This is a genomic window from Paenibacillus sp. RC21 (genome assembly GCF_044907935.1).
Classification (GTDB): domain Bacteria; phylum Bacillota; class Bacilli; order Paenibacillales; family Paenibacillaceae; genus Paenibacillus; species Paenibacillus terrae_A.
The window spans coordinates 205,590-227,307 of the sequence record NZ_JBIYCS010000003.1; the positions used below are offsets into that span (position 1 = coordinate 205,590).

A 21,718-nucleotide genomic window follows, 5' to 3' on the forward strand; every position below is an offset into this window, starting at 1 on the left:
TTATTCGTTTTGACGAATGAAAGGCGGCATTCCATTGATGAACTCAACAACGAACGGACATAATGGCAAAACGCCATTCCATGAAGAGATTATGAAGGCTGTAGATGCGAAGGATCACGAATTACGGGAGCTTGCCCGAACGATACATAAACATCCTGAGCTAAGCTTTCATGAATATCAGGCACAGGGCTGGCTCACCAATACACTGGAACAGGCTGGTTTTGCTGTGGAAAAAGGCATTGCCGGACTGGAAACCTCCTTCCGTGCGGTATGGGAAGGGAAATCCGGCGGACCCACAATCGCTCTGCTGGCTGAATATGATGCACTTCCAGCCATCGGACATGCCTGCGGACACAACCTGATTTGTACCGCATCAGTGGGGGCCGCTATAGCTCTGAAGGAAGCGATGCCGGATCTTTCCGGACGCATCGTGGTGCTAGGCACACCAGCCGAGGAGGAAGGCGGCGGCAAAATCATCATGTGCGAGCATGGCGTGTTCGACGGCATTGACGCCGTAATGATGGTGCATCCGCAGAGCAAAACGATGGTTTTGCGCGGTGGATTGGCTTGCGTGGATGCCACGTTTACGTTTCATGGCAAGCAGGCCCATGCCGCTTCCTCCCCAGAGAAGGGCATCAGCGCACTGGATGCCATGATTAATGCCTTTGTGGCGATTAATTCAGTTCGCCAGTTCGTCACCAGCGACGTGCGTATCCACGGCATTATTACAAAGGGCGGAGATGCCCCGAATGTTGTGCCGGAGCTGTGCGAGGCCGTATTTATTTTGCGGGCGCAAACCGTTGTCGGCCTGGCAGAAGTGCGGAGCAAGGTGTATCGCGCTGTTCGTGCGGCGGCAGAAGGCATGGGCGCCACCGTGGACATTGCCGAGGGACTTATTTATGCGGAGCGCAATACGAACAAGAAGCTGGCCGCTTTGTTCCAGAACAATCTGGAGCAGCTCGGTCTGGAGGTACACGAGCCGCCTGCGCAAGGGGGGATCGGTTCGTCGGATATCGGCAATGTCAGTCAGATTACCGCAGCGATTCATCCTTACATCCGATTGGGTGACGCATCCACGCATACGCCGGAATTTGCTCAGCTTGCGGGAGCGGAGGAAGGCATGATTGAAATGAACTATGCCGCCAAAGCGCTGGCCTTGACGGCGTATGATCTAGTGACCGATCCGGTGGCTTTGAGAGAGGTACGGACTGAATTTGAACAGTGGCAAGCGCAGAGAAACGGGGGAGCATCCGAATGAGTAGCAATACGGCCGTACCGAGCGGCCCGAAAAAATGGCTGAAAATGCCGCATACCTTTGTCATTCTTATTTTTCTGACCTTAGTGGCCGGGATATTGACCTATATCGTGCCCGCCGGAGAGTTTGAACGGGTTAAAAATGAAACAACCGGCAAAACGCTTCTCATTCCCGGTTCGTACGCTCATGTCGATCCCAATCCGGTTACGCTGTGGGATATTCCGAAATCCATCGTATCCGGTCTGGTCGATTCTGCCGATGTGGTCTTTTTCATTCTGATCATCGGCGGTGTTTTTCAGATTATTACGTCCTCGGGGACGATTGAGGCTGTGACTGGAAGAGTCGCGAGATCTTTTTCCAACAAAGGTATATGGGTGATTCCGGTGTTTATTACCCTGTTTTCCGTGGGCGGTTTTACGATGGGCATGTCCACCGAGGTTATGGTATTCGTGCCGATTGGTATTGCTATCGCCCGGGCGTTGAAATTTGATGCGATGACGGGTACGGCCATGATTTCACTGGGGGCTTCCTGTGGATTTACTGCCGGGCTGCTGAATCCGTTTAATGTCGGCTTGGCACAGGCGATTGCGCAAATTCCTATTTTTTCAGGGCTGTGGCTTCGTGCCATCCTGTTGGTCATCCTGATCGTCATTACGAGCTTATATATTATGCGTTATGCCAGTAAAGTGAAGAAAAGCCCGGAAAGCAGCCTTGTTTACGAATTGGAAAAGAGCGCTGAAGACAAGCCAGTGGATCTATCCAATCTGCCTTCCATACAGCTTAAGCATATCCTGATCATTTTGACCGTTGTAGTAAGCTTCGCGATGTTGATCTGGGGAGTGTCCAAAAAGGATTGGTGGATGGAAGAACTGGCTGCCCTGTTTCTTTCGATGGGAGTCATTTCCGGCTTTTGCGCAGGCTACGGGCCAAGTCGCATTGCGACAGAGTTTGCCAAAGGGGCCAAGGATATCACCTATGGTGCGCTGATTATCGGTTTTGCACGTTCCATCGTGGTTGTACTGGATCACGGCAATGTGATTGATTCCATCGTTAACAGCCTTGCTATCATGGTGGGACATTTGCCTGAATCGGTACAAGTGCTGGGTATGTATGTGTTCCAAAACATTATGAACGTATTCATCACCTCCGGTTCGGGAATGGCCGCAACGACGATGCCGATTATGGTGCCGCTGTCCGATCTGCTCGGCATTACACGGCAGACGACGGTGCTTGCCTTCCAATTGGGAGACGGATTTTCGAACATGATTTTGCCTACTTCCTCAGCCTTAATGGGAAGCTTGGCTGTATCGGGCATTCCGTATCAGAAATGGGTTCGCTTCTTTTGGCCGCTACTGGCTGTCTGGTTCGTACTGGGTGCAGTATTCGTAGTTGTCGCCCAAATTATCGGATATCACTAAACTATAACTCTGTAAATACTTTTCAGCCCTCATCTTGCCGTGTTCGTATAGGCTTGGTGGGGGCTGTTTTATGTGAAACGGCAAACAACACGGATTTGTGAAGAGAAATCCCCGGATATTTAAACGCTTTTGGAAGAACGGCAAAACTATAATAATAAGGAATTTAAATTATGTAAGCGCAATCATTTTGGGTATTTGCTTGTCATCACAACACAATTGAGGAGGACGACTTGGATGGCTCAAAGGAAAGGCGCATGGCGAAAGGGAACCTTGACCGCCGCGTTGGCAACGATGCTGGCGATGACGGGTACAACTGTGGGGATGGCGGCAGAAGCTCCATCTGAACCGGAGCTTCAGGCAGCATCGGCTGTTGCCGTCGAACAGAACCGAAGTGGCAGCATCCAACTGGAAAAGCTGGATCGGGGACTGGTGGCTGCGGTGACGCCGGAGGGTGTATTTCTAAGCTGGCGGCTGCTGGCGCAGGAAGTGAATGGTTACGGCCCAACGGGGCTGACAGGCGCGAATTTTAATGTATACCGTGACGGTAAAAAGATCGCGACGGTGACCGACAGCACCAACTATGTGGATAAAGAAGGAAGCGGAAATGCAGTCTACAGGGTGGCTTCAGTCGTTAATGGACGGGAAAAGGATCGCAGCGCCAAAGTGACGCCGTGGCAGCAGGGTTACTACGAGCTGCCTCTTCAAAAGCCCGCCGATGGAGCAACACCCGCAGGTGAGTCCTATACCTACTCTGCAAATGATATGAGTGTGGGGGATGTGGACGGAGACGGACAATATGAATTTTTTGTAAAATGGGACCCGTCGAACTCCAAGGACGTTTCTCAGAAGGGCTATACCGGAAATACGTATGTCGATGCATATACAGTTGAGGGCAAGCTGTTATATCGGATCGACCTGGGTGTGAATATTCGGTCAGGTGCACATTATACACAGATGATAGTGTACGATTTTGATGGCGACGGCAAAGCCGAGCTGATGTTCAAAACGGCTCCGGGTACCAAAACGATTACTTTTGACAAGAAGGGCAAGCCAAAAAAAGAAACATATATTACCCTGCCCCGTGAGGATCGCAAAGCAGGGATTACGCATAAGGACGATTACCGTTTAAGCCGCACGGATTATTACGAGCATGTGGTGAACATGTTCATGAACTGGACGAAGCATGAAGAAGTGGTCAAAGGGAAATGGCCTGCTACGCTGGAGGAATGCTTTGGTATCGCTCCAAAGTATAGCTATCCGTTATCCCGTAAAGATGCGGAAAGTTTGACCGACTATTTTATGGATGTATACGCGCCTGCGCGGAGCGACAAAAACAAGCTGAGAGAGTTCGAAGGCTTCATTGTGGATGGACCGGAATATTTAACCATTTTCAAAGGAAAAACGGGAGCAGAGCTGGACACTGTCCGCTATGAGCCGGAGCGTCATGACGATGGCCTCATGTGGGGCGATTACGCCATGGCCCGGATTGAACCCGCCAACCGGGTGGATCGTTTTCTGGCAGGCGTGGCTTACTTGGACGGACGCAAACCGTACGCTGTATTTGCACGCGGGTACTATACTCGTTCCACGCTGGTCACCTACACATGGGACGGTCGCCATCTCCAAAAGAACTGGATGGTGGACAGCGGCTGGGCGCCAATGACGAATCCATTTAACGATAGCCCGCACGGGCGTGATGGAACGGACCCGAAATTCGGAACCTTGACCACACAGGGAGCCCATTCGCTGAGCGTGGCGGATGTGGATGGTGACGGCAAGGACGAAATCGTATACGGCTCTGCCACCATCGACCATGACGGTAGCCTGCTGTACAGCTCGTTCGATGTCATGCCATCGGAAAGTGCGATTCCCGGCGAAACAGCCCGTTTGGGTCACGGCGATGCGCTGCATGTGACGGATATTGACCCTGATCGGCCAGGGAAAGAAATCTTTATGGTGCATGAGGGCGGCACCTATGCTCCTTATGGCTATTCGCTGCGGGATGCCAAAACGGGTAAAGTCATCTACGGTGGATATTCCGGCAAGGATACAGGCCGGGGAATGATCGGGGACATAGACCCTGAACAGCGAGGGCTGGAAACCTGGGCTATAGGCTTATGGACCGCTGCCGGCAAGCAGCTTGATACCAAGATGCCTGGCACTAATATGAGTATCAAATGGGCGGCGGACATGACCACTCAAATCGTAAACGGGGCAATTGACGTAACTCCAACCATTGAGGACTGGAAACGGGGTACATTGCTGACCGCAACAGGAACGAAGACGAACAACTATACAAAAGGAACGCCATCACTGGTAGCCGATATTTTCGGAGATTGGCGGGAAGAAATGCTCGTCCGCACAGCGGATAGCTCGGCGATCCGTATCTATTTGAGCACTGAGCCTACGACGCATAAATTGTACACACTGATGCATGATCCGCAATATCGGGCGGATGTGGCCCGCCAAAATACGGGCTATAACCAGCCATCCTATACAAGCTTTTACTTCGCATCCGATATGGATTGGGCGAATGTGCCGATTCCCAAGCTCTACACCCCAAGAGCCGTAATTCAGGAAGAGAGTAGCGATGAGGTGGATGAGGCAGAGACCTCGGAGACAAATGCGAAGGAAATAGAGGCAGAGTCGGCGGAATCAACAAAGGATTTATAAAAGAATAGACTAGGCTTTCCCTGTATTAATATATAAGTTGAACTGGAAATGTACATGAGGCGCCACTACGCAGGCGGATGGTGCTTCCCATCGCTGTTGCCCCCGGATTTCCTGAATGAACGCACAATGTTTGAAATCCGGGGGCAAAGGCGACCGCTCCGCTTGTACAGCACCATTCCGCCTACTCCGTTTTCCATGTTAATTTTCTAAAATAATAAGGAACTTCTAACGGAGTTCCTTATTATATTTAGAAGTATCTATTATTATAATAAAAAAAATTGACAAACCGACTTTATAGTTTCTAACAAAGCCTTCTAATTACATATTTCACCTCTTTAAATAATAAAAAGTTGAAAGGTAAGCCAACGAAGTAATAAAATTACTGCCAAATAAAATTCGCTTTTCCCCACAGGCTTCTGGAATTTTGAAGCTTGATTCGACCATGCTGGCAACCATAATGCTTCTTCTAGATTATGTAGTGTAATAGCAAATAAAAATAAAATAACTAATTATTCCAATAGAAAACCTTCTCTATACATTCTGTTTTTTTACTTTAAACCTTCTGTGTTACAACGTTAATTCCTTGTTCAACAAAACTCCCTTTAGTTGATTAGGGCTTAACTGATCATTCTGAATTTTGATACTTGTATCCATATCCGATTAGGTGATTGTCTAATATTAATTAACTGTCATTTTCATGAAATTAAAAATAGGCATACTCACACTTCAATAAAGTTGAAGAGTACAGACAGGCACATACCAAAAGAGTCATAACTTGATTAGCCTTACAACCTTGATTTAATATTAAAAAATGCAAATTAACGATGAGGTGAAAATAATGAAATTCAATGAATTTTACGTTGGCCAAATTTTTAAAACGAAGTCCATAAAAATAACTAAAGAAAATATCACTAAATTTGCGGCAGAGTTTGACCCACAATATATGCACTTGGATGAGGAGAAAGCAAAACAAGGTAGATTCAATGGAATAATTGCTTCAGGAATACAAACAATTGCTGTTTCATTCAAATTGTGGGTTGAAACTGGGAGTTATGGTGATGATGTAATCGCTGGAACAGCTATGAATAATCTTAAATTCTTAAAGCCAGTTTATCCAGGTGACGAATTGTATACAGTAGTCGAGGTTATTGCAGTAAATGAGAAGAATAATGGAACAGGAATAGTTACAGTTTTGTTGTCAACATATAACAATAAAGATGTGAAAGTTTTCGAAGGGGAGTTATCTGTTCTCATTAATAAATAAAATAACTCTAGGATATCGCTCAGGAAGCAGACATGAACTCCCTTCAAGAGGGAGTAACCTATCCATATCCCAAATTTACTAAATGAGATATTATGCGTACAGCAACAATTGTAGAATTCTCTGAGAAAGTCTCTAATCCATATGCTCAATTGAAACGTAGCATTGAATCGTTCACGATGGGGGTCAAAGGCAAGAACATAAACGCTTATGAAGTCGCCATAATGACGGCTTTATTTTTAACGATATCAGTTATTTGTTCCGAGCTGAGGACAATAACTGATATCGTTGGACTCATTCGTTATTGAGGAAGAGAAAGTCTCAAGCACTTAGAACGAACATGTTGACCTTTTACAAACAGCAAAACTGATCCCGGAAATGCAAGAATGCAAGAATTTTTGTTTAACTAACAGTTGATCGATTTCCCACTTCGTGCTCTTTAAGACGTTTCAGTATTTCCTGTAATTATACGACAGACACCATTAAATTGAGTTTTCTTACTCTTTTAGAAACGAAAAAAATGCCTCAAATAACGGTAACTGAAATATGTAAACAAGCAGATATTAACCGTGGCACCTTTTATCTTCACTATAAAGACCCTTATGAATTATTTGAGGTAATGCAGAATGGATTTAATCAAGAAATAATGGAAACGTTACAAAAAGGAGAAAGTCCCTGCACAACCGAAGAATCCTTGATCAACCTATTGAGCATAATTCAAGATAAGAAAACGATTTATAAAATCTTAATTTCGGAGAGAGGAAAAAATAACTTTCTATCACAAGTCTTGCTTGAAGATTATCTGCAAAGAAATGGAGACAAACAAAACAGGAAGGAGCCATTTTCAATGGACTATTCTTTCACTTACATGGTTCACGGTTCCATTGGAGTCATTAATCAATGGCTTGAGTCAAATAGTGGGGAAAGCCCGCAAACTATTGCACATATCATTTCTTCCTTGGCTCATCAATAATGACATCATCCAATGAAATGGCCAAGGTGTTTGGCATAAAGTAAAGGACAAGGACTTGTGTTCATAGCCGCTTAGATAGATATCTAATGAAATTAAACAATTAGTGAGGCAAAGGAGAGACTTTACAGAAGCTTTATTATAATCCATGCAATAATATACTACATACCATTTAATCTTAAGATGTAATATTCATAAGAATACCTTGAAGGGAGCTTTTCTCATGAATATTGCATCTTTTTTATTATACTGTTGTATTGTTACTTTTACACCAGGACCTACTAATATCGTAATATTATCCACAGTGCATAATTTTGGGACAAAAAAGGCAATGAAATATACGTATGGAGCAACAATTGCTTTTGGTTTATTACTTGTTTTTTCTGCTGTGTTGAGCACTACGCTTATAACGATTATACCAAGAATTTTAGTTGTTATGCAGATAATCGGAAGCTTTTATATGTTCTATCTCGCTTATCAAATTTACAAAATGGATACATCAAAACCAGCTGTAAACCAAACCGCTACCTTTATGACAGGCTTCCTTATGCAGTTTTTAAATCCAAAGGTGATAATATTTACATTGACTATAATTCCTACCTTTATTATGCCCTACTATAATACAATACCTGCAGTAACCATAAGTGTTATGGTTATAACTCTTGTTGGATTTTTAGCATTTGCTACGTGGGTTCTTTTCGGTACAATCTTCAAGGAGTTTTTACAAAGGCATCAAAAGACTGTTAATGTAATCATGGCATTATTTTTAGTTTATGCCGCAGTAATGATATGGATGTAGGTAAGCTAATAAAGAGGAGAATTAAATGGACAAATTTATCTATAAAAAATCGGCAGGTATTACTGCGTTGTCAGCATGTATTACTGATTTTACGTATAAAAAGCACTCTCACCAGGAGTATGCAATAGGCGTAACATTGCGTGGTATTCAACAGTATAACTTAGATGGCAGTTTACAATTATCATATCAAAATGGTGTTATGCTTTTTAATCCAGGTCAGATACATGACGGGAGGGCACATGATAAGGCAGGGCTTAATTATATTATGCTATATATTGAGCCACAATTGCTTTTAGATGTTATTGAGAAAAAGGATATCGTACGTTTTTCAACCCCTATCGTGTATGATTATAGACTTAAACAAAGAATATTAAGTCTTTTTAATGCAATATTAAACGAAAAAGATGAGGCTTTGTGCTGTGATTTATTCTTATCCCTAACGGAAAGCCTTATGCAAACTAATCTTTCTTCAGACTATAAGAGAGATAACGCTCTAATCAGGAAAGCAAAAGATATAATTCATCATACTAACTTAGAAAATGTACTTAAACTTGACGATATATGTAAGAACTTGATTTAACTCATTTAAATAAACAATTTAAAAACGTATATGGAACAACAGCATTTGAATATATGTCACATTTAAATTAAGGATGTTTTTAAAACTATGTTTGTAGTTTTACTCAGAGAGGACCTTTTCAATTGGCAAAAACTAAATGTTACAGCATTTTTAATGAGCAGTGAGCCTTATGCTTATGTTGATGGTGATGGAGTTTACCAGGCTAACAAAAGGACTTAGTGTAAAAATATCCTTATTAAGTATGGAATCTTATATTCTACAGGAGCGTGTTAGTATGTCAAAATACGTCGAAATTGGTTACCCAATTTATGAAGGAATGCCTGTTTTCCAGGATTGCCGGAAGTGAAATTAGAGCCTAAAGAGCGTTTGGACAAAGGGGATGACTGGAACGGAAGTGTGCTAAGCATGTATCTTCATGCCGGTACCCATGTCGATGCCCCGTGGCATCATAAGAATAACGGTAAGGGAATAGATGCTATTCCGATTGAAGACTTCATCTACAGAAAGCCGCTATTAATCGATTGCCCGCTTGGCCCGAACGGCTTTATCACTATCGAAAAGCTCAAAGAATATGAAGAACTGAATGAGGCAGATATTCTAATTTTCAACACGAGCCATTGGAAACACCGGGATACGGATTTCGAGAAATACGCCAATAATTTCCCGGCTGTCTCTCCGGAAGCCGCCGAATACATCCGAACGAAGTTGCCAAACTGCAAAGCGGTGGCCATAGATACCTTGAGCATTGAAAATTTGACAGAAGCAAAAGGAAACGGCTATTTTGTCCACCATGCCTTTTTAGACCATGAAAAGTATGAAGAGCCGACAATGCTCATTTATGAAGACATTAATCCAGCGCCATTGGTTGGCAAAAAGCTCATTTCTGCCTTCACAGCACCACTTCGCATTAAAGACCACGATGCATCTGTCGTTAACGTCATCGTTGAAATTGAAGAATAAGAGCTATTCTCTGTTGGCCTCGAAAAAAAGGAATTTCAGGATAGGACAAGAAGTGCAGCGACGCTCTTCAAGTAGATGTGGAATGAGGAAGATGCTTTCCAACACAACCACCAATCTTTTTATTAATATCTCAAATGTATTACAAAGCCGCATAGGGAGGCATCTGTATGGAAATGGAAGTGCTGGTTCCATGCTCTTTCGCGCCAATGCTGACCGATCGAATGGCTATTACCTGAATTTACAGGTGATCGACCTGGAGGACGGTACGTTTGCAGAAGGGCATTTTGGCGTGAATGTATTTGGAGGGCAGGCTTTTTACCAAAATGTAAGGGTCGAGTAAATTTGAATTTTTTTCAGAAGGAGAGCCGTATTTACGTGCTCTCTTTTTAATGCATATTTTTAAATGTGTCAGCAGAAATCTTTAATTTATTAGTTAGAAGGAGGGCGTTCAGAAGGGTATAATAAAATATAGTGCTGTATAAAGTGTGTATATATTGTAATATGGCAGGTTCGATTCATATGACGATCACACGCTGATCTGGAAGGACGGCTGTCGAGCAATTGGAGGAATGCTTGTGGGGATGATGTTCTCTTTTCTGAAAAAATACCGGGTTCCGGCCATCGCGGCCCTCGTGATGATGCTGCTGGAGCTGACGGTGGAATTGTCGCAACCGTATCTGATCTCCAAAATTATTGATGAGGGCATCCGGCAGCAGGATTTGTCCGTCGTCTGGTTATGGGGCGGTGTGCTGGTAGGAAGCGCCGTTATTGCTTTTATAGCGGGAATTTCCAGTTCCTTTTTTGCCTCTCATGCCAGTCAGGGCTTTGGGTATGATTTGCGGGAAAGGCTGTATCATAAGGTGCAATCCTTTTCCTATCCGGTGTTTAAACGTCTTGCTACCTCATCGCTGATTACGCGTTTGACGGGGGACGTGACACAGGTGCAGGATACGGTGTTTATGAGCTTGCGGTTTATGACACGGGTGCCGCTGGTGGTGATTGGCAGCATCGTGATGGCGCTGGTTGTGCATTTCAGACTTGGACTGTTGCTGGCGGTTATGGCCCCGGTGCTGTTCGTGTTTGTTTTGGTGATGATGCGGCGAACCGTCACTTTGTTTAAAGGCGTCCAGCGTCGTTTGGATGACGTTAACGGGGTGATTCAGGAGAATCTGACAGGTATGCGGCTCATTCGGGTTTTTGTGCGGATGCGGCATGAAATCGAGCGTTTTGCCCATTATGGGGGCGAATTGATGAAAGGGACGGTTTCCGCTTTGCGCTGGACAGAAACGACGATGCCGTTCATTTTGTTTACGATGAATGCGGGAATTATCGCCGTGCTTTGGTTCGGACGGGGGCAAATTGCAACAGGAGATGCCAGTGTGGGACAGGTGGTCGCTGTCGTCAATTATTCACTGCGGACGATTGGAGCCTTGTCTGCCTTGTCGGGGATTGTTGTCGTGTTTTCCCGGGCGACCGCTTCCACGGCGAGGATTCGTGAGGTACTGGAGACACATCATGAAGACTATGGGGAACGGGAGCCTATTCCAACACATAACACGCGAATAGAGGGACAGGTGGAACTGGATCGGGTGAGCTTTCATTATCCGGGCAGCGATCTCGCGGTGCTAAAGGATATTTCCTTTATGGCTCGACCGGGTGAGCGCATCGCTATTATGGGGGCCACTGGGTCGGGTAAATCCTCACTTGTGCAGCTCATTACGCGTTTGTATGAAGAAGATGAGGGCCGTGTGCGCTTTGACGGCAAGGACGCGCGGGAACTGGACGCTTCCATACTGCGTGAGGCCATTGGCTACGTGCCACAGGAGGTGCTTCTTTTCACTGGCTCAATTCGGGAAAATATCGCTTGGGGGCTGGAGGATGCCAGTCTGGAGCAGATTCAGGAAGCAGCTCGTATGGCGCAAATTCACGATATGATTGAGCGCTTGCCGCAAGGCTATGACACCATGCTGGGACAGCGCGGTGTGAATCTGTCCGGTGGACAGAAGCAACGGCTATCTATTGCCCGCGCGCTGGTGCGCCATCCGGCGGTGCTTATTTTGGACGACAGCACCAGTGCGCTGGATGTGCGGACAGAGGCGGCTTTGTTGGAGGCGCTGGAAGGCTTGTCCTGCACGACATTTCTCATTACGCAGAAGATCAGCTCGACCGCATCGGCAAATCAGATTTTACTGCTGGATGAAGGCCGTCTGATCGCGAGTGGAAGTCATGAGCATTTAATGGACAGTTCGGAGCTGTATCGACGCATCTATGAATCACAACACGGTGAGGAGGAGTCGCATGTTCAAGGAACTCATTGATCCGTTCCGTCAGCCTACACCGCCGTCCGGTGTGCTGAGGAACCCGGCAGGAGCAGAGGGACGCCGCAAGGCCAAGGCCAAGAACTGGTCCGGCACGCTGGGTAGGATATGGGAGTATTTGGCCCGCCGCAAGGCCAAGCTGATGCTGGTGCTGTTCATGGTACTGCTCAGTTCAGGACTGGCTCTGCTGGGTCCGTATTTGGTCGGCGTTGCAGTGGACGATTTTCTGGAAGGTCCGGGCGGACGCACGTGGATTTATTTTCTCATTGGGCTGGGGGCTGTGTACTTGCTTAATTCGCTGACCTCCTGGCTGCAAAATATCTGGATGATCGAAATCGCCCAAGAGACCGTGTACCGGATGCGTTTCGACCTGTTTTCACATTTGCATCGGCTACCAATTCCTTTCTACGGCAAACGTCAGCAGGGAGAGATCATGAGTCGACTGACGAATGATATCGAAAATGTCAGCTCTACACTGAATAGCTCGGCCATTCAGATTTTTTCGAGCATATTGACGCTGGTGGGTACACTCGCAGTCATGCTGTGGTTAAGCCCGCTGATGACACTGCTGACCTTTATCGTGGTGCCGCTGATGGCAGTCGGGATGCGCTGGATTACGCGCCGCACGGGTCCATTATACAAGGAACGGCAGAAGAACTTGGGCGAACTGAACGGATACATCGAGGAAACGTTATCCGGGCAGCAGATTATCAAAGCATTTTCGCAGGAAAAGAGGGTTATTCGAGGCTTTGGCGAACGTAATGACCGTATCCGTCTGTCGGGCTTCTGGGCACAAACGATTTCCGGTTTTATTCCAAAGCTGATGAACGGGCTGAATAATCTCAGCTTTGCCATGGTAGCGGGGATCGGCGGAATTTTGGCGATTCACGGCTCGATTACCATAGGTACGATTATCGTATTCGTAGAGTATGCCCGCCAGTTCACCAGACCGCTGAACGATCTGGCTAACCAGTGGAACACACTGCTGTCCGCTATTGCCGGAGCTGAGCGTGTATTCGAAATATTGGATGAGGATGAAGAGTCCAAGGACGAGCACGGCGCGGTAGAGCTGAAGCATGTCGAGGGGGCTGTGCGGTTTACCGATGTTTCCTTCGGCTATGATGAGGAGAGTGCTACGCTGAAAGGCATCTCTTTTGAAGCCAAGCCGGGTGAGATGATCGCACTGGTTGGTCCGACCGGGGCTGGAAAAACAACGCTGATCCAGTTGATATCCCGTTTTTACAGTCCCGACGAGGGAATGATCACGTTAGATGGACGAGACATTACCACCATACAGCGTGAAAGCTTGCGCTCCCGCATGGCGTTTGTGCTACAGGATTCCTTTCTGTTCCAAGGAACAATCCGCGAAAATATCCGCTTCGGCAGACTGGATGCCACCGATGAAGAGATAGAGGAAGCATCGAAGCTGGCGAACGCCCACTCCTTTATCATGCGGATGAAGGACGGATACGATAAGGTGCTGGAGGCTAATGGCAGCGGCATCAGTCAAGGGCAAAAGCAGCTGCTGGCTATCGCTCGCGCTATTTTGGCCAACCCTTCGATTCTCGTACTCGACGAGGCAACCAGCAGCATCGACACGATTACCGAGATGAAAATACAAGAAGGACTGGAACGGCTTATGCAGGGGCGAACAAGCTTTGTCATCGCGCATCGGCTGAATACCATTCGTCAGGCTGATCGGATTCTGGTCTTGAAGGATGGCCATCTGGAGGAGCAGGGTTCTCATGATGAGCTGCTGACCCATAAAGGATTTTACAGTGATTTATTTTATGGGCAGTTGAGAAAGCTGGATAAACAGATTTGCAGGCGTGATGTTGAAGCTTTATGATGATAAAAAGGGCTACTCTGGGGGGTAGCCCTTTTTAAGTAAGCCTCTTTTACAGGTACGTACTATTAAAGGTTTGCATGGGCATTTGTCAATCCATATTTGTGACAAGAGGTGTTTGAAATTAAGGTACCTCGGTCGAGGGCAGAGGGTTATACACTGATAAGGCGTATTATTACTTCAAAAGGTCATTGTTCTGGTTGTGGGCGATATCGTCCATGAAGAAAGCCGAGCAGTGTTTTCACAACATTTTATATACCCATACCCCGTATGGGTATGTTAGTATTGGTGTGTAAGAATAGAATCCCACTTCAAAGGAGAGATCATCATGAAAATCGCAATCATGCTTTTCGATGGAATCACTGCATTAGATGCAATTGGTCCATACGATGTATTTGCTGCTACACTGAAATGTGAAGTGAAGTTTGTTGCTAGGAAAAAAGGGTTAATCAAGCTGGACTCAAATATGGGTTATTTGCATGCCGATTACAGTTTTTCTGAAGTTACTTCAGCTGATATTCTTGTAGTTCCAGGTTGTAGTCCGCCAAATTATAAAACTCCAATGAATGACGAAGAAACGTTAAATTGGATTCGCCAAATACATGAAACTACGAAATGGACCACGTCGGTTTGTAACGGCTCTCTGATTTTGAGCGCTGCAGGCTTGTTAAATGGAACCGTAGCCACCAGTCATTGGGGATCCTTAGACCTGCTCCAATCTCTTGGAACCATACCAACAGATGAGAGAGTAGTTCGTCAGGGCAAAATCGTTACAGCAGCCGGTGTCTCCTCTGGTATTGATATGGCCCTCCAACTAATAGCATGGGAATTGGGAGAAGATATGAGTAAAGGAGTCCAATTGATTTTGGAATACGATCCTCAGCCTCCGTTTGACACGGGCTCACCAAAGAAAGCGCCTGCTTTATTAGTAGAACAAATAAGAGGTATGTTACAAGAGTTTGCAAAACGGGAGCCCAATGTGTAAATCACCATATATATTCTTTTTGTATACATTCATTTTTCTTAGGGGGAACTATTAATTTCGAAATTATTAGTTGGTTTATAAGCACAGGATTATTAGCAATAGGATATCTGACTGTACATTTAATAAAGAAAATGCGTAAATGGAACCTTGTTCATTGAAACGCAAAAAAGAGCCGTAAACCGGCTCTACATAAAGCCTGCATTATTATACGGATTTAGTAATCGGGCTGTGTAAAGGGCTAGTTTCAAGCTCAGCCGATGCTGAAGCCATCTCCGCCTGTCTGTCGGGATGAAATTCCTTTTCCGATTTGGCGACGATGACAGTAGCGACCCCGTTACCGATCAGATTGGTGATGGCGCGTGCTTCTGACATAAAGCGGTCAACGCCAAGCAGCAGCGCCATCCCGGCCAGCGGGATCGAAGGGAATGCCGCCAACGTGGCTGCCAGTGTAATAAAACCGGAACCAGTGACGCCCGCGGCTCCCTTCGAGGTCAGCATGAGAATACCGAGCAGTGTCAACTGCTGCCATATGGTCATGTCGACGCCGGAGGCCTGAGCCACAAATATGGCGGCCATGGACAGATAGATCGCCGTACCATCCAGGTTAAACGAATAGCCCGTTGGAATGACCAGGCCAACCACCGATTTGGAACAGCCGTATTTCTCCATTTTGTCCATCATACGTGGCAGGGCAGACTCGGAGGATGAAGTACCGAGTACAAGTAAAATTTCTTCTTTGATATAAGCGATAAACTTGAAAATGCTGAACCCGTACATGCGAGCAATCAGACCGAGCACAATGATAACGAATAAGGCCATAGTCAGGTAAACGGAACCCATCAGCTTACCCAGAGAGGTTAACGACCCAATGCCGAATTTACCAATGGTGTACGACATGGCACCAAATGCGGCGATTGGGGACAATTTCATGACCATATTGACGATGCCAAAGAAGGCGTGCGACAGTTTGTCGAACAGGACAATGACGGGTTTGGCATGCTCCCCCATGGCCGTCAGTGACAGTCCGAAGAGGATGGCAAAAAACAGGATAGGCAGCAATTCTCCACCTGCCATAGCGCTTACTACATTTTCAGGAATAATACCCACGATGAAATCAACTACCCCGTGACTTGTTTCCGCTGCTTTTTGAGCATATTGAGATACGTCCCCGGTTGCTTTGCTCACATCAATGCCAGCCCCCGGTCTTACCAGATTGACCACGATCAGACCAATCGCCAGCGCAATCGTGGTAACGATTTCAAAATAGAGAAGAGCCTTTCCACCGATACGACCGACCTTTTTCATGTCCCCCATGCTGGCAATCCCGTGTACAACCGTAAAAAATACAATGGGGGCGATGACCATCTTAATGAGCTTGATAAAGGCGTCTCCAAGCACTTTGAGTTTTTCGCCTGTTGCAGGAAAAAAGTGACCTAAAAGAATACCCAGCACAATAGCGATAACGACCTGAACCGTCAAGTTTTTAAAATTAATTCTCAGTTTCATAGGGATACGCTCTCGCTTTCTTTTAATTTTTGAAAACGCTTTATTTTTGTATCCCCAGTGTAAAAGCTACGTTCTTGGCAAACAAGAATACGGTCATAACGTTCTTTTTGGTCTTTAAGGTCCTTGAATCATATCCATTAGCTCCGTACCGATGATAGGAGTGAACTCCGGATAGAGCACGCGCAGACGTTCTCTCCAAAGCTTACGCTCCCCCTCGGACAGATGGATAATTTTAATGTCTCCGGTCTGTTGCAGCTGGCTAAGCCGATTGGCATTTTCAGCTGTTTCCCGTTTGTTCCAACGCGTCGTTTCCTCAAGTGCCTCCTGCAGCACCCGCTTGGCGTCACTTGGGAGGCTATCCCAATAGGATTTGTTAAATACGACGGCATAACCCAGATAGCTGTGGTTGCTGATGGTCATATAACGTTGCACTTGGTAAAACCGTTTGGTAAGAATATTGGATATCGTGTTCTCCTGTCCGTCTGCCGTGCCCGTCTCCAGGCTGTGATATATTTCATTAAAAGGAGTGCTGATGGTCGATGCTCCCAGCGCTTCAAACTGACGGTCCAACACCTGGCTTGGCTGGATACGGAATTTCAAGCCTGTAAAGTCTGCGGGTTGTCTAATGGGATGGGCGTTGTTAGTGATCTGTCGAAAGCCGTTCGACCAGAAGGCGACGCCTTTCATGCCATAGGGCTCAAGTGTTTGCGATAACCGCTTGCCCAATTCTCCGTTCAGTGCCTGATCGACCTGAGCCTGATTCTCGAAGGCAAACGGAAGATCCATCACCAGCCAGGCTGGATCAATCGCATTCAAATTGGAAAACGAAGGAGCTATCATCTGGATTTCTCCCCGTTGAAGTGCAGCCACTTCCGTGGTTTCTGAATAGCGCATTCCATTGGGGAACACTTGAATCTCAATCCGATCGTTGGATTTTTCTTTAACCCGTTGTGCAAAATGAGCGGCTGCCAGTCCTTTGGGAGAGTTTTCGGCAACGACATGGCTAAATTTGATCACAATCCGATCTTTAAGGCCCGAAAATTCATTATCATAAGGGAGTTTTTCACCAAAATTCCTTTGAAAACCGATCACATAAGCCGTTAGGATACCCAGTACGAGCAAAACACCAAATCCAGCAGCTCTTTTCACAAAGTAACCTCCCATCTGTTGCTATTTTAGACCCATTATTCCACAATGATATTCAAAGGTAAACGCTTTAAAGGGAAGGAGAAGAGGATGAACAGACTTCGCATATATTGGAAAATCATGATACTTTCATTTGGAGTCGTTCTTTTTTCTCTTTTGATCGGCGGCCTTTTTCTGTTTGGTAGCGCCACCCGGCTCAAGGAAGAAGAACTCAAGCAGCGGCTTACGATTACAGCCCAGACGGTTGCGAACCTGCCGGATGTAGTGGAAAGAATTGATGACCCGAATGCTTCTGCCGTGATTGCACCAATGGCGGACAAAATTCGGATATTAAACGATGCGGCTTATATCGTCGTGCTCGATATGAACCGCAAACGGTTGTCTCATCCGCTTTCGGAGCGAATCGGCGGAACGTTTCAGGCTCGGGATGATGATGCCGCATTTGCTGAACATACGTATGTCTCCAAAGTACGCAGCGAAGCGGGCATCGGCTTGCGTTCCTTTGTGCCGATTATGAATGCTTCCTCGGAGCAGGTGGGCGTCGTTGTGGCGGGCGGCCTGCTGCCAAGCGTGACGGAGATTATCCGTCAGGAGAAGCAATCCATCATCATCACTTCGTTGCTGTCGCTGATGTTTGGTGTGATTGGCTCCGCATTGCTGGCCCGTCATATTAAGCTCCAGATGTTCAACCTGGAGCCGCAGGAGATTGCGAGAATGTTTCGTGAGCGAAGCGCAGCCTTTCAGGCGATGCATGAGGGCGTCATTGCCATTGACCGCAACTGCATCATTACGATTTTCAACGAACGGGCCAAACAAATTTTCGATGTGCACCGTGATGTAGCGGGATTGCCGATCCGTGAGGTCATCCCGGATACTCGTTTGCCGGAAGTGCTGGATTCGGGAGTCGCAATTTTGAGCCAGGAGCTAAAAATTGGCGGAACCATTATTTGGAGCAACCGAATTCCCATTCGCGAACAGGGAGTTACGATGGGGGCAATCTCCATATTTCAGGACAAGACCGAGGTGACTAGAATGGCCGAGGAGCTCACAGGTGTCAAAGAGTTTGTTCATGCGCTTCGTGCACAAAATCATGAGCATATGAACAAAATGCATACCGTCGCCGGCTTGCTCCAGCTTGGGCAGCAGAACGAGGCGTTGAGCTATCTGTTTGAGGTGACCGAGCAACAGGAGGAGATCACGCGCTTCCTTCAACGGCATTTCGATGATGACGGAGTTGCAGGACTGCTATTGGGTAAAATTAGCCGTGGTAAAGAGCTCGGCATTGATATCAGGATTGATCCTGACAGCAGAATGAATCAGTTTCCCCGGCTGATTGACCGCCATGATTTCGTTCTGTTACTCGGAAATTTAATTGAGAATGCCTTTGATGCACTGGCGGATACAGAAGTCGGCTCCAAGGAGATTTATGTCAGCATCCAGCAGGATGACGAATATATGTCCATATTGGTCGAGGATAATGGCTGTGGAATGTCGGAGACAACGAAGCAACGAATGCTCGAACGCGGATTTACGACCAAGAAGGGAGAAAGCCGCGGCATGGGGCTGCATTTACTAAGCGGGATTGTCACCAAGGGGAACGGCCGCCTGACATGCGAGTCTTCACTTGGCTTGGGAACTTCGATAGAGATTCTATTTCCGTTGAGGGAGAGAGGGAGCGACGATGAGTAAACCTATTAAATCACTGTTTCATGTGCTGCTGGTCGAGGATGATCCGATGGTACAAGAGGTGAATCGACTGTTTATCGAACAGGTTGACGGGTTTCAGGTCGTAGGTCTGGCCTCCAACGGGCTTCGGGGATTGGAGCTGATTGAGGAGCTACAGCCTGATCTGATTTTTCTTGACGTGTTCATGCCGTCGCTGGACGGGATAGCGACCTTGCAGCGCATCCGTTCTATGGCATTGCCTGTAGATGTAGTTGTCGTAACCGCCGCGAAGGATACGGAGACGATTCGTGAAATGATGCGAAACGGAGCGTTCGATTATATTATTAAACCTTTTAAGGTAGAGCGTATCCACCATACGCTGGAGCGTTACCGGGTGCAGCAGGCTGGATTATGGGCGGAAGAAGTAGGAACCCAGGAAGAGCTGGACCTCATTATTATGCAAAATGGAGAAGCGGCTAAGAAAGCGGTAGTCTCTGCTTCAGTATACGAGGAATGGGCGATGTCCTACGATGAGCTGCCAAAGGGCTTGAATGCTGCCACCCTGAAGCAGGTGCTTGCGGTCATGGAGCAGCATGGCGGCAAGCTGTCTGCTGAAGAAACCGCTGAGGGAGTAGGGATTGCCCGTGTAACGGCAAGAAGATACCTGGATTATCTGGAGAAAAGGGGGATTGTGCGCCTGGTTGTGCATTATGGCGGGGTCGGTCGTCCCGTTAATCGGTATGAGCTGCTGCGTGACCAAAATGACCATAAGTAACAATATGGACAAAAACTTCCCAACGCTTTTATGAAAGCGGTAACATGTAAAGGCAGGGGAACCTGGACACAAACAATACACGTGTCTGCCTTTTGTGTCTCACACATGCTATGAATAGAATAGGAGCGGATGTACCGTGGCCTTTAATAGTCTGATTCTTCGATTGGAGCTCATTCATTCCAAAATAAACTTCGGTGAGGTCGCATCAACGATCAGCCGTGCTGGAGGAGACATTACTTCCATTGATGTTATTCGCCCCGGACAGGATTCTTCTGTTCGCGACATCACTGTCCACGTTGCTGAAATAGCGGAGACTGCGCTCATCGAATCACTCAAGTCGTTAGCAGGCATTCAACTCATTAACGTTTCTGACCGCACGTTTCTCGCGCACCTGGGGGGTAAAATATCAGTCCAACCCAATTTGCCGATCAAAAATCGGGATGATCTGTCACGGGTATATACGCCGGGAGTGGCCCGGGTCTGTACGTCCATTCATGAAAATCCGAAAAAAGCGTACTCCCTGACCATCAAACGAAACACCGTCGTGGTTGTAACCGATGGTACTGCAGTTCTGGGGCTTGGTGACATCGGCCCACATGCGGCTGCACCTGTGATGGAGGGCAAGGCGATGCTATTCAAACAGCTTGCCGGAGTCGATGCATTCCCCATTTGTCTGGACACGAAGGATACGGAGGAAATCATTCGTACGATTAAGGCGATCAGCCCGATTTTCGGGGGAATTAATTTAGAGGATATCAGTTCTCCACGCTGTTTCGAGATCGAAGCCCGCCTGGCAGAAGAATTGGATATTCCCGTCTTTCACGATGACCAGCACGGCACGGCGGTTGTGGTGATTGCAGGCCTGCTGAATGCATTGAAGGTCGTTGGGAAGCGGATCGAAAATGTTCGGGTCGTTGTGAACGGAATAGGGGCTGCAGGCGTGTCGATATGCAAAATGCTGCTGGCCGCAGGGGTGAGCCGACTGGTTCCGGTAGATCGGGATGGAGCCATCGTACAAGGCGGCACCTATCCCTATCCTATGTGGCAATGGCTAGCGGATCAGCCGCAAGTAGAGCCCGAGTCAGGCACCTTAAAGGAGGTCATTCGGGATGCGGATGTGTTCATTGGTGTGTCACGTGGCAATCTGCTGAATGCCTCAGATGTACAGGGGATGGCGGTGGACAGTATTGTTTTTGCCATGGCTAATCCAGAGCCGGAGATTGCGCCTGAGCAAGCTATCCCGCATGTTCGTGTATTTGCCACGGGTCGCAGCGACTATCCCAACCAGATTAACAATGTGCTTGTGTTTCCGGGCATCTTCAGGGGAGCGCTCGATTGCCGGGCGCGTCACATCAACGAGCCGATGAAATTGGCCGCCGCCCGCGCGATTGCTTCTGTCGTAAGTGAACGGGAGTTAAACGAGCAATACATTATTCCAAGCATCTTCAACGAACAGGTCGTTACCCAGGTGAGGAAGGCCGTAATTGAAGCGGCTATTCTGACGGGAACGGCTCGGCGTATTCCACCGGATTTCAGATAGTCCGCTAGAGCGAAATAGAAT

The 21,718-nt window shown here is 46.9% G+C and carries 17 protein-coding genes and 1 pseudogene; 15 read left to right on the forward strand and 3 right to left on the reverse strand.

Features of this window, described 5'->3' with window-relative positions; genetic code table 11:
* Nucleotides 1–37 precede the first annotated feature (37 nt).
* The 3 genes from ABIA61_RS10685 to ABIA61_RS10695 all read left to right on the forward strand — a co-directional run bounded on the left by ABIA61_RS10685 (nt 38) and on the right by ABIA61_RS10695 (nt 5,346).
* On the forward strand, nt 38–1,258 hold the full coding sequence (locus ABIA61_RS10685) for a M20 family metallopeptidase (RefSeq protein ID WP_404580707.1): 1,221 nt from the start codon (nt 38–40) through the stop codon (nt 1,256–1,258).
* A complete protein-coding gene (locus tag ABIA61_RS10690; RefSeq protein WP_404580708.1) occupies nt 1,255–2,673 on the forward strand; it encodes a YfcC family protein in 1,419 nt (472 codons plus the stop codon). The genes ABIA61_RS10685 and ABIA61_RS10690 overlap by 4 nt, the downstream gene beginning before the upstream one ends.
* Before the next feature lie 234 nt (nt 2,674–2,907).
* Nucleotides 2,908–5,346, forward strand: coding sequence for a rhamnogalacturonan lyase (locus ABIA61_RS10695; protein WP_404580024.1), 2,439 nt, complete (start codon nt 2,908–2,910; stop codon nt 5,344–5,346).
* Between the two features lie 335 nt (nt 5,347–5,681).
* Here the strand turns inward: ABIA61_RS10695 and ABIA61_RS10700 are convergent, their stop codons facing one another.
* Nucleotides 5,682–5,798: a hypothetical protein gene (locus ABIA61_RS10700; protein WP_404520424.1), complete on the reverse strand. Its 117-nt coding sequence runs from the start codon at nt 5,796–5,798 to the stop codon at nt 5,682–5,684.
* Between the two features lie 386 nt (nt 5,799–6,184).
* Between ABIA61_RS10700 and ABIA61_RS10705 the strand changes: the two genes are divergently transcribed.
* The 9 genes and pseudogenes from ABIA61_RS10705 (at nt 6,185) to ABIA61_RS10745 (ending at nt 15,065) form a co-directional block, all read left to right on the forward strand.
* Nucleotides 6,185–6,610 carry a MaoC family dehydratase gene (locus ABIA61_RS10705; RefSeq protein ID WP_283657637.1) on the forward strand — a complete coding sequence of 142 codons (426 nt, stop codon included), beginning with the start codon at nt 6,185–6,187 and terminating at the stop codon, nt 6,608–6,610.
* A 484-nt stretch (nt 6,611–7,094) separates the two neighbouring features.
* Nucleotides 7,095–7,580 (forward strand): TetR/AcrR family transcriptional regulator, encoded by a 486-nt coding sequence (locus ABIA61_RS10710; protein ID WP_404580709.1) that lies wholly within the window; start codon nt 7,095–7,097, stop codon nt 7,578–7,580.
* 220 nt (nt 7,581–7,800) lie between these two features.
* Nucleotides 7,801–8,376 (forward strand): LysE family translocator, encoded by a 576-nt coding sequence (locus ABIA61_RS10715; protein WP_404580710.1) that lies wholly within the window; start codon nt 7,801–7,803, stop codon nt 8,374–8,376.
* A 25-nt stretch (nt 8,377–8,401) separates the two neighbouring features.
* Nucleotides 8,402–9,027 (forward strand): annotated as a pseudogene (locus ABIA61_RS10720) (AraC family ligand binding domain-containing protein).
* A 271-nt stretch (nt 9,028–9,298) separates the two neighbouring features.
* Nucleotides 9,299–9,916 (forward strand): cyclase family protein, encoded by a 618-nt coding sequence (locus tag ABIA61_RS10725; protein ID WP_404580846.1) that lies wholly within the window; start codon nt 9,299–9,301, stop codon nt 9,914–9,916.
* A gap of 190 nt (nt 9,917–10,106) precedes the next feature.
* The gene (locus ABIA61_RS10730) at nt 10,107–10,256 is read left to right on the forward strand and encodes a hypothetical protein (RefSeq protein ID WP_283654831.1); all 150 of its coding nucleotides are present in this window, start codon (nt 10,107–10,109) and stop codon (nt 10,254–10,256) included.
* A gap of 241 nt (nt 10,257–10,497) precedes the next feature.
* Nucleotides 10,498–12,234, forward strand: coding sequence for an ABC transporter ATP-binding protein (locus ABIA61_RS10735; protein ID WP_283656206.1), 1,737 nt, complete (start codon nt 10,498–10,500; stop codon nt 12,232–12,234).
* Nucleotides 12,215–14,083 (forward strand): ABC transporter ATP-binding protein, encoded by a 1,869-nt coding sequence (locus tag ABIA61_RS10740; RefSeq protein WP_404520421.1) that lies wholly within the window; start codon nt 12,215–12,217, stop codon nt 14,081–14,083. Before ABIA61_RS10735 ends, ABIA61_RS10740 begins: the two co-directional genes overlap by 20 nt.
* A 325-nt stretch (nt 14,084–14,408) precedes the next feature.
* On the forward strand, nt 14,409–15,065 hold the full coding sequence (locus ABIA61_RS10745) for a DJ-1/PfpI family protein (protein WP_404520420.1): 657 nt from the start codon (nt 14,409–14,411) through the stop codon (nt 15,063–15,065).
* A gap of 204 nt (nt 15,066–15,269) precedes the next feature.
* Here the strand turns inward: ABIA61_RS10745 and ABIA61_RS10750 are convergent, their stop codons facing one another.
* Together ABIA61_RS10750 and ABIA61_RS10755 are read right to left on the reverse strand one after the other, a co-directional pair.
* On the reverse strand, nt 15,270–16,571 hold the full coding sequence (locus ABIA61_RS10750; RefSeq protein ID WP_404520419.1) for a dicarboxylate/amino acid:cation symporter: 1,302 nt from the start codon (nt 16,569–16,571) through the stop codon (nt 15,270–15,272).
* Nucleotides 16,572–16,685: 114 nt separating this feature from the next.
* Nucleotides 16,686–17,720 carry a DctP family TRAP transporter solute-binding subunit gene (locus tag ABIA61_RS10755; protein ID WP_404520418.1) on the reverse strand — a complete coding sequence of 345 codons (1,035 nt, stop codon included), beginning with the start codon at nt 17,718–17,720 and terminating at the stop codon, nt 16,686–16,688.
* A gap of 87 nt (nt 17,721–17,807) precedes the next feature.
* Between ABIA61_RS10755 and ABIA61_RS10760 the strand changes: the two genes are divergently transcribed.
* The 3 genes from ABIA61_RS10760 to ABIA61_RS10770 all read left to right on the forward strand — a co-directional run bounded on the left by ABIA61_RS10760 (nt 17,808) and on the right by ABIA61_RS10770 (nt 21,697).
* Nucleotides 17,808–19,406 (forward strand): ATP-binding protein, encoded by a 1,599-nt coding sequence (locus ABIA61_RS10760; RefSeq protein ID WP_404580711.1) that lies wholly within the window; start codon nt 17,808–17,810, stop codon nt 19,404–19,406.
* Nucleotides 19,399–20,157 (forward strand): response regulator, encoded by a 759-nt coding sequence (locus ABIA61_RS10765; RefSeq protein ID WP_404580712.1) that lies wholly within the window; start codon nt 19,399–19,401, stop codon nt 20,155–20,157. The genes ABIA61_RS10760 and ABIA61_RS10765 overlap by 8 nt, the downstream gene beginning before the upstream one ends.
* Nucleotides 20,158–20,293: 136 nt before the next feature.
* Entirely contained in the window at nt 20,294–21,697 is a 1,404-nt protein-coding gene (locus tag ABIA61_RS10770; protein WP_404580713.1) for an NAD-dependent malic enzyme, read from the forward strand.
* Nucleotides 21,698–21,718 lie beyond the last annotated feature (21 nt).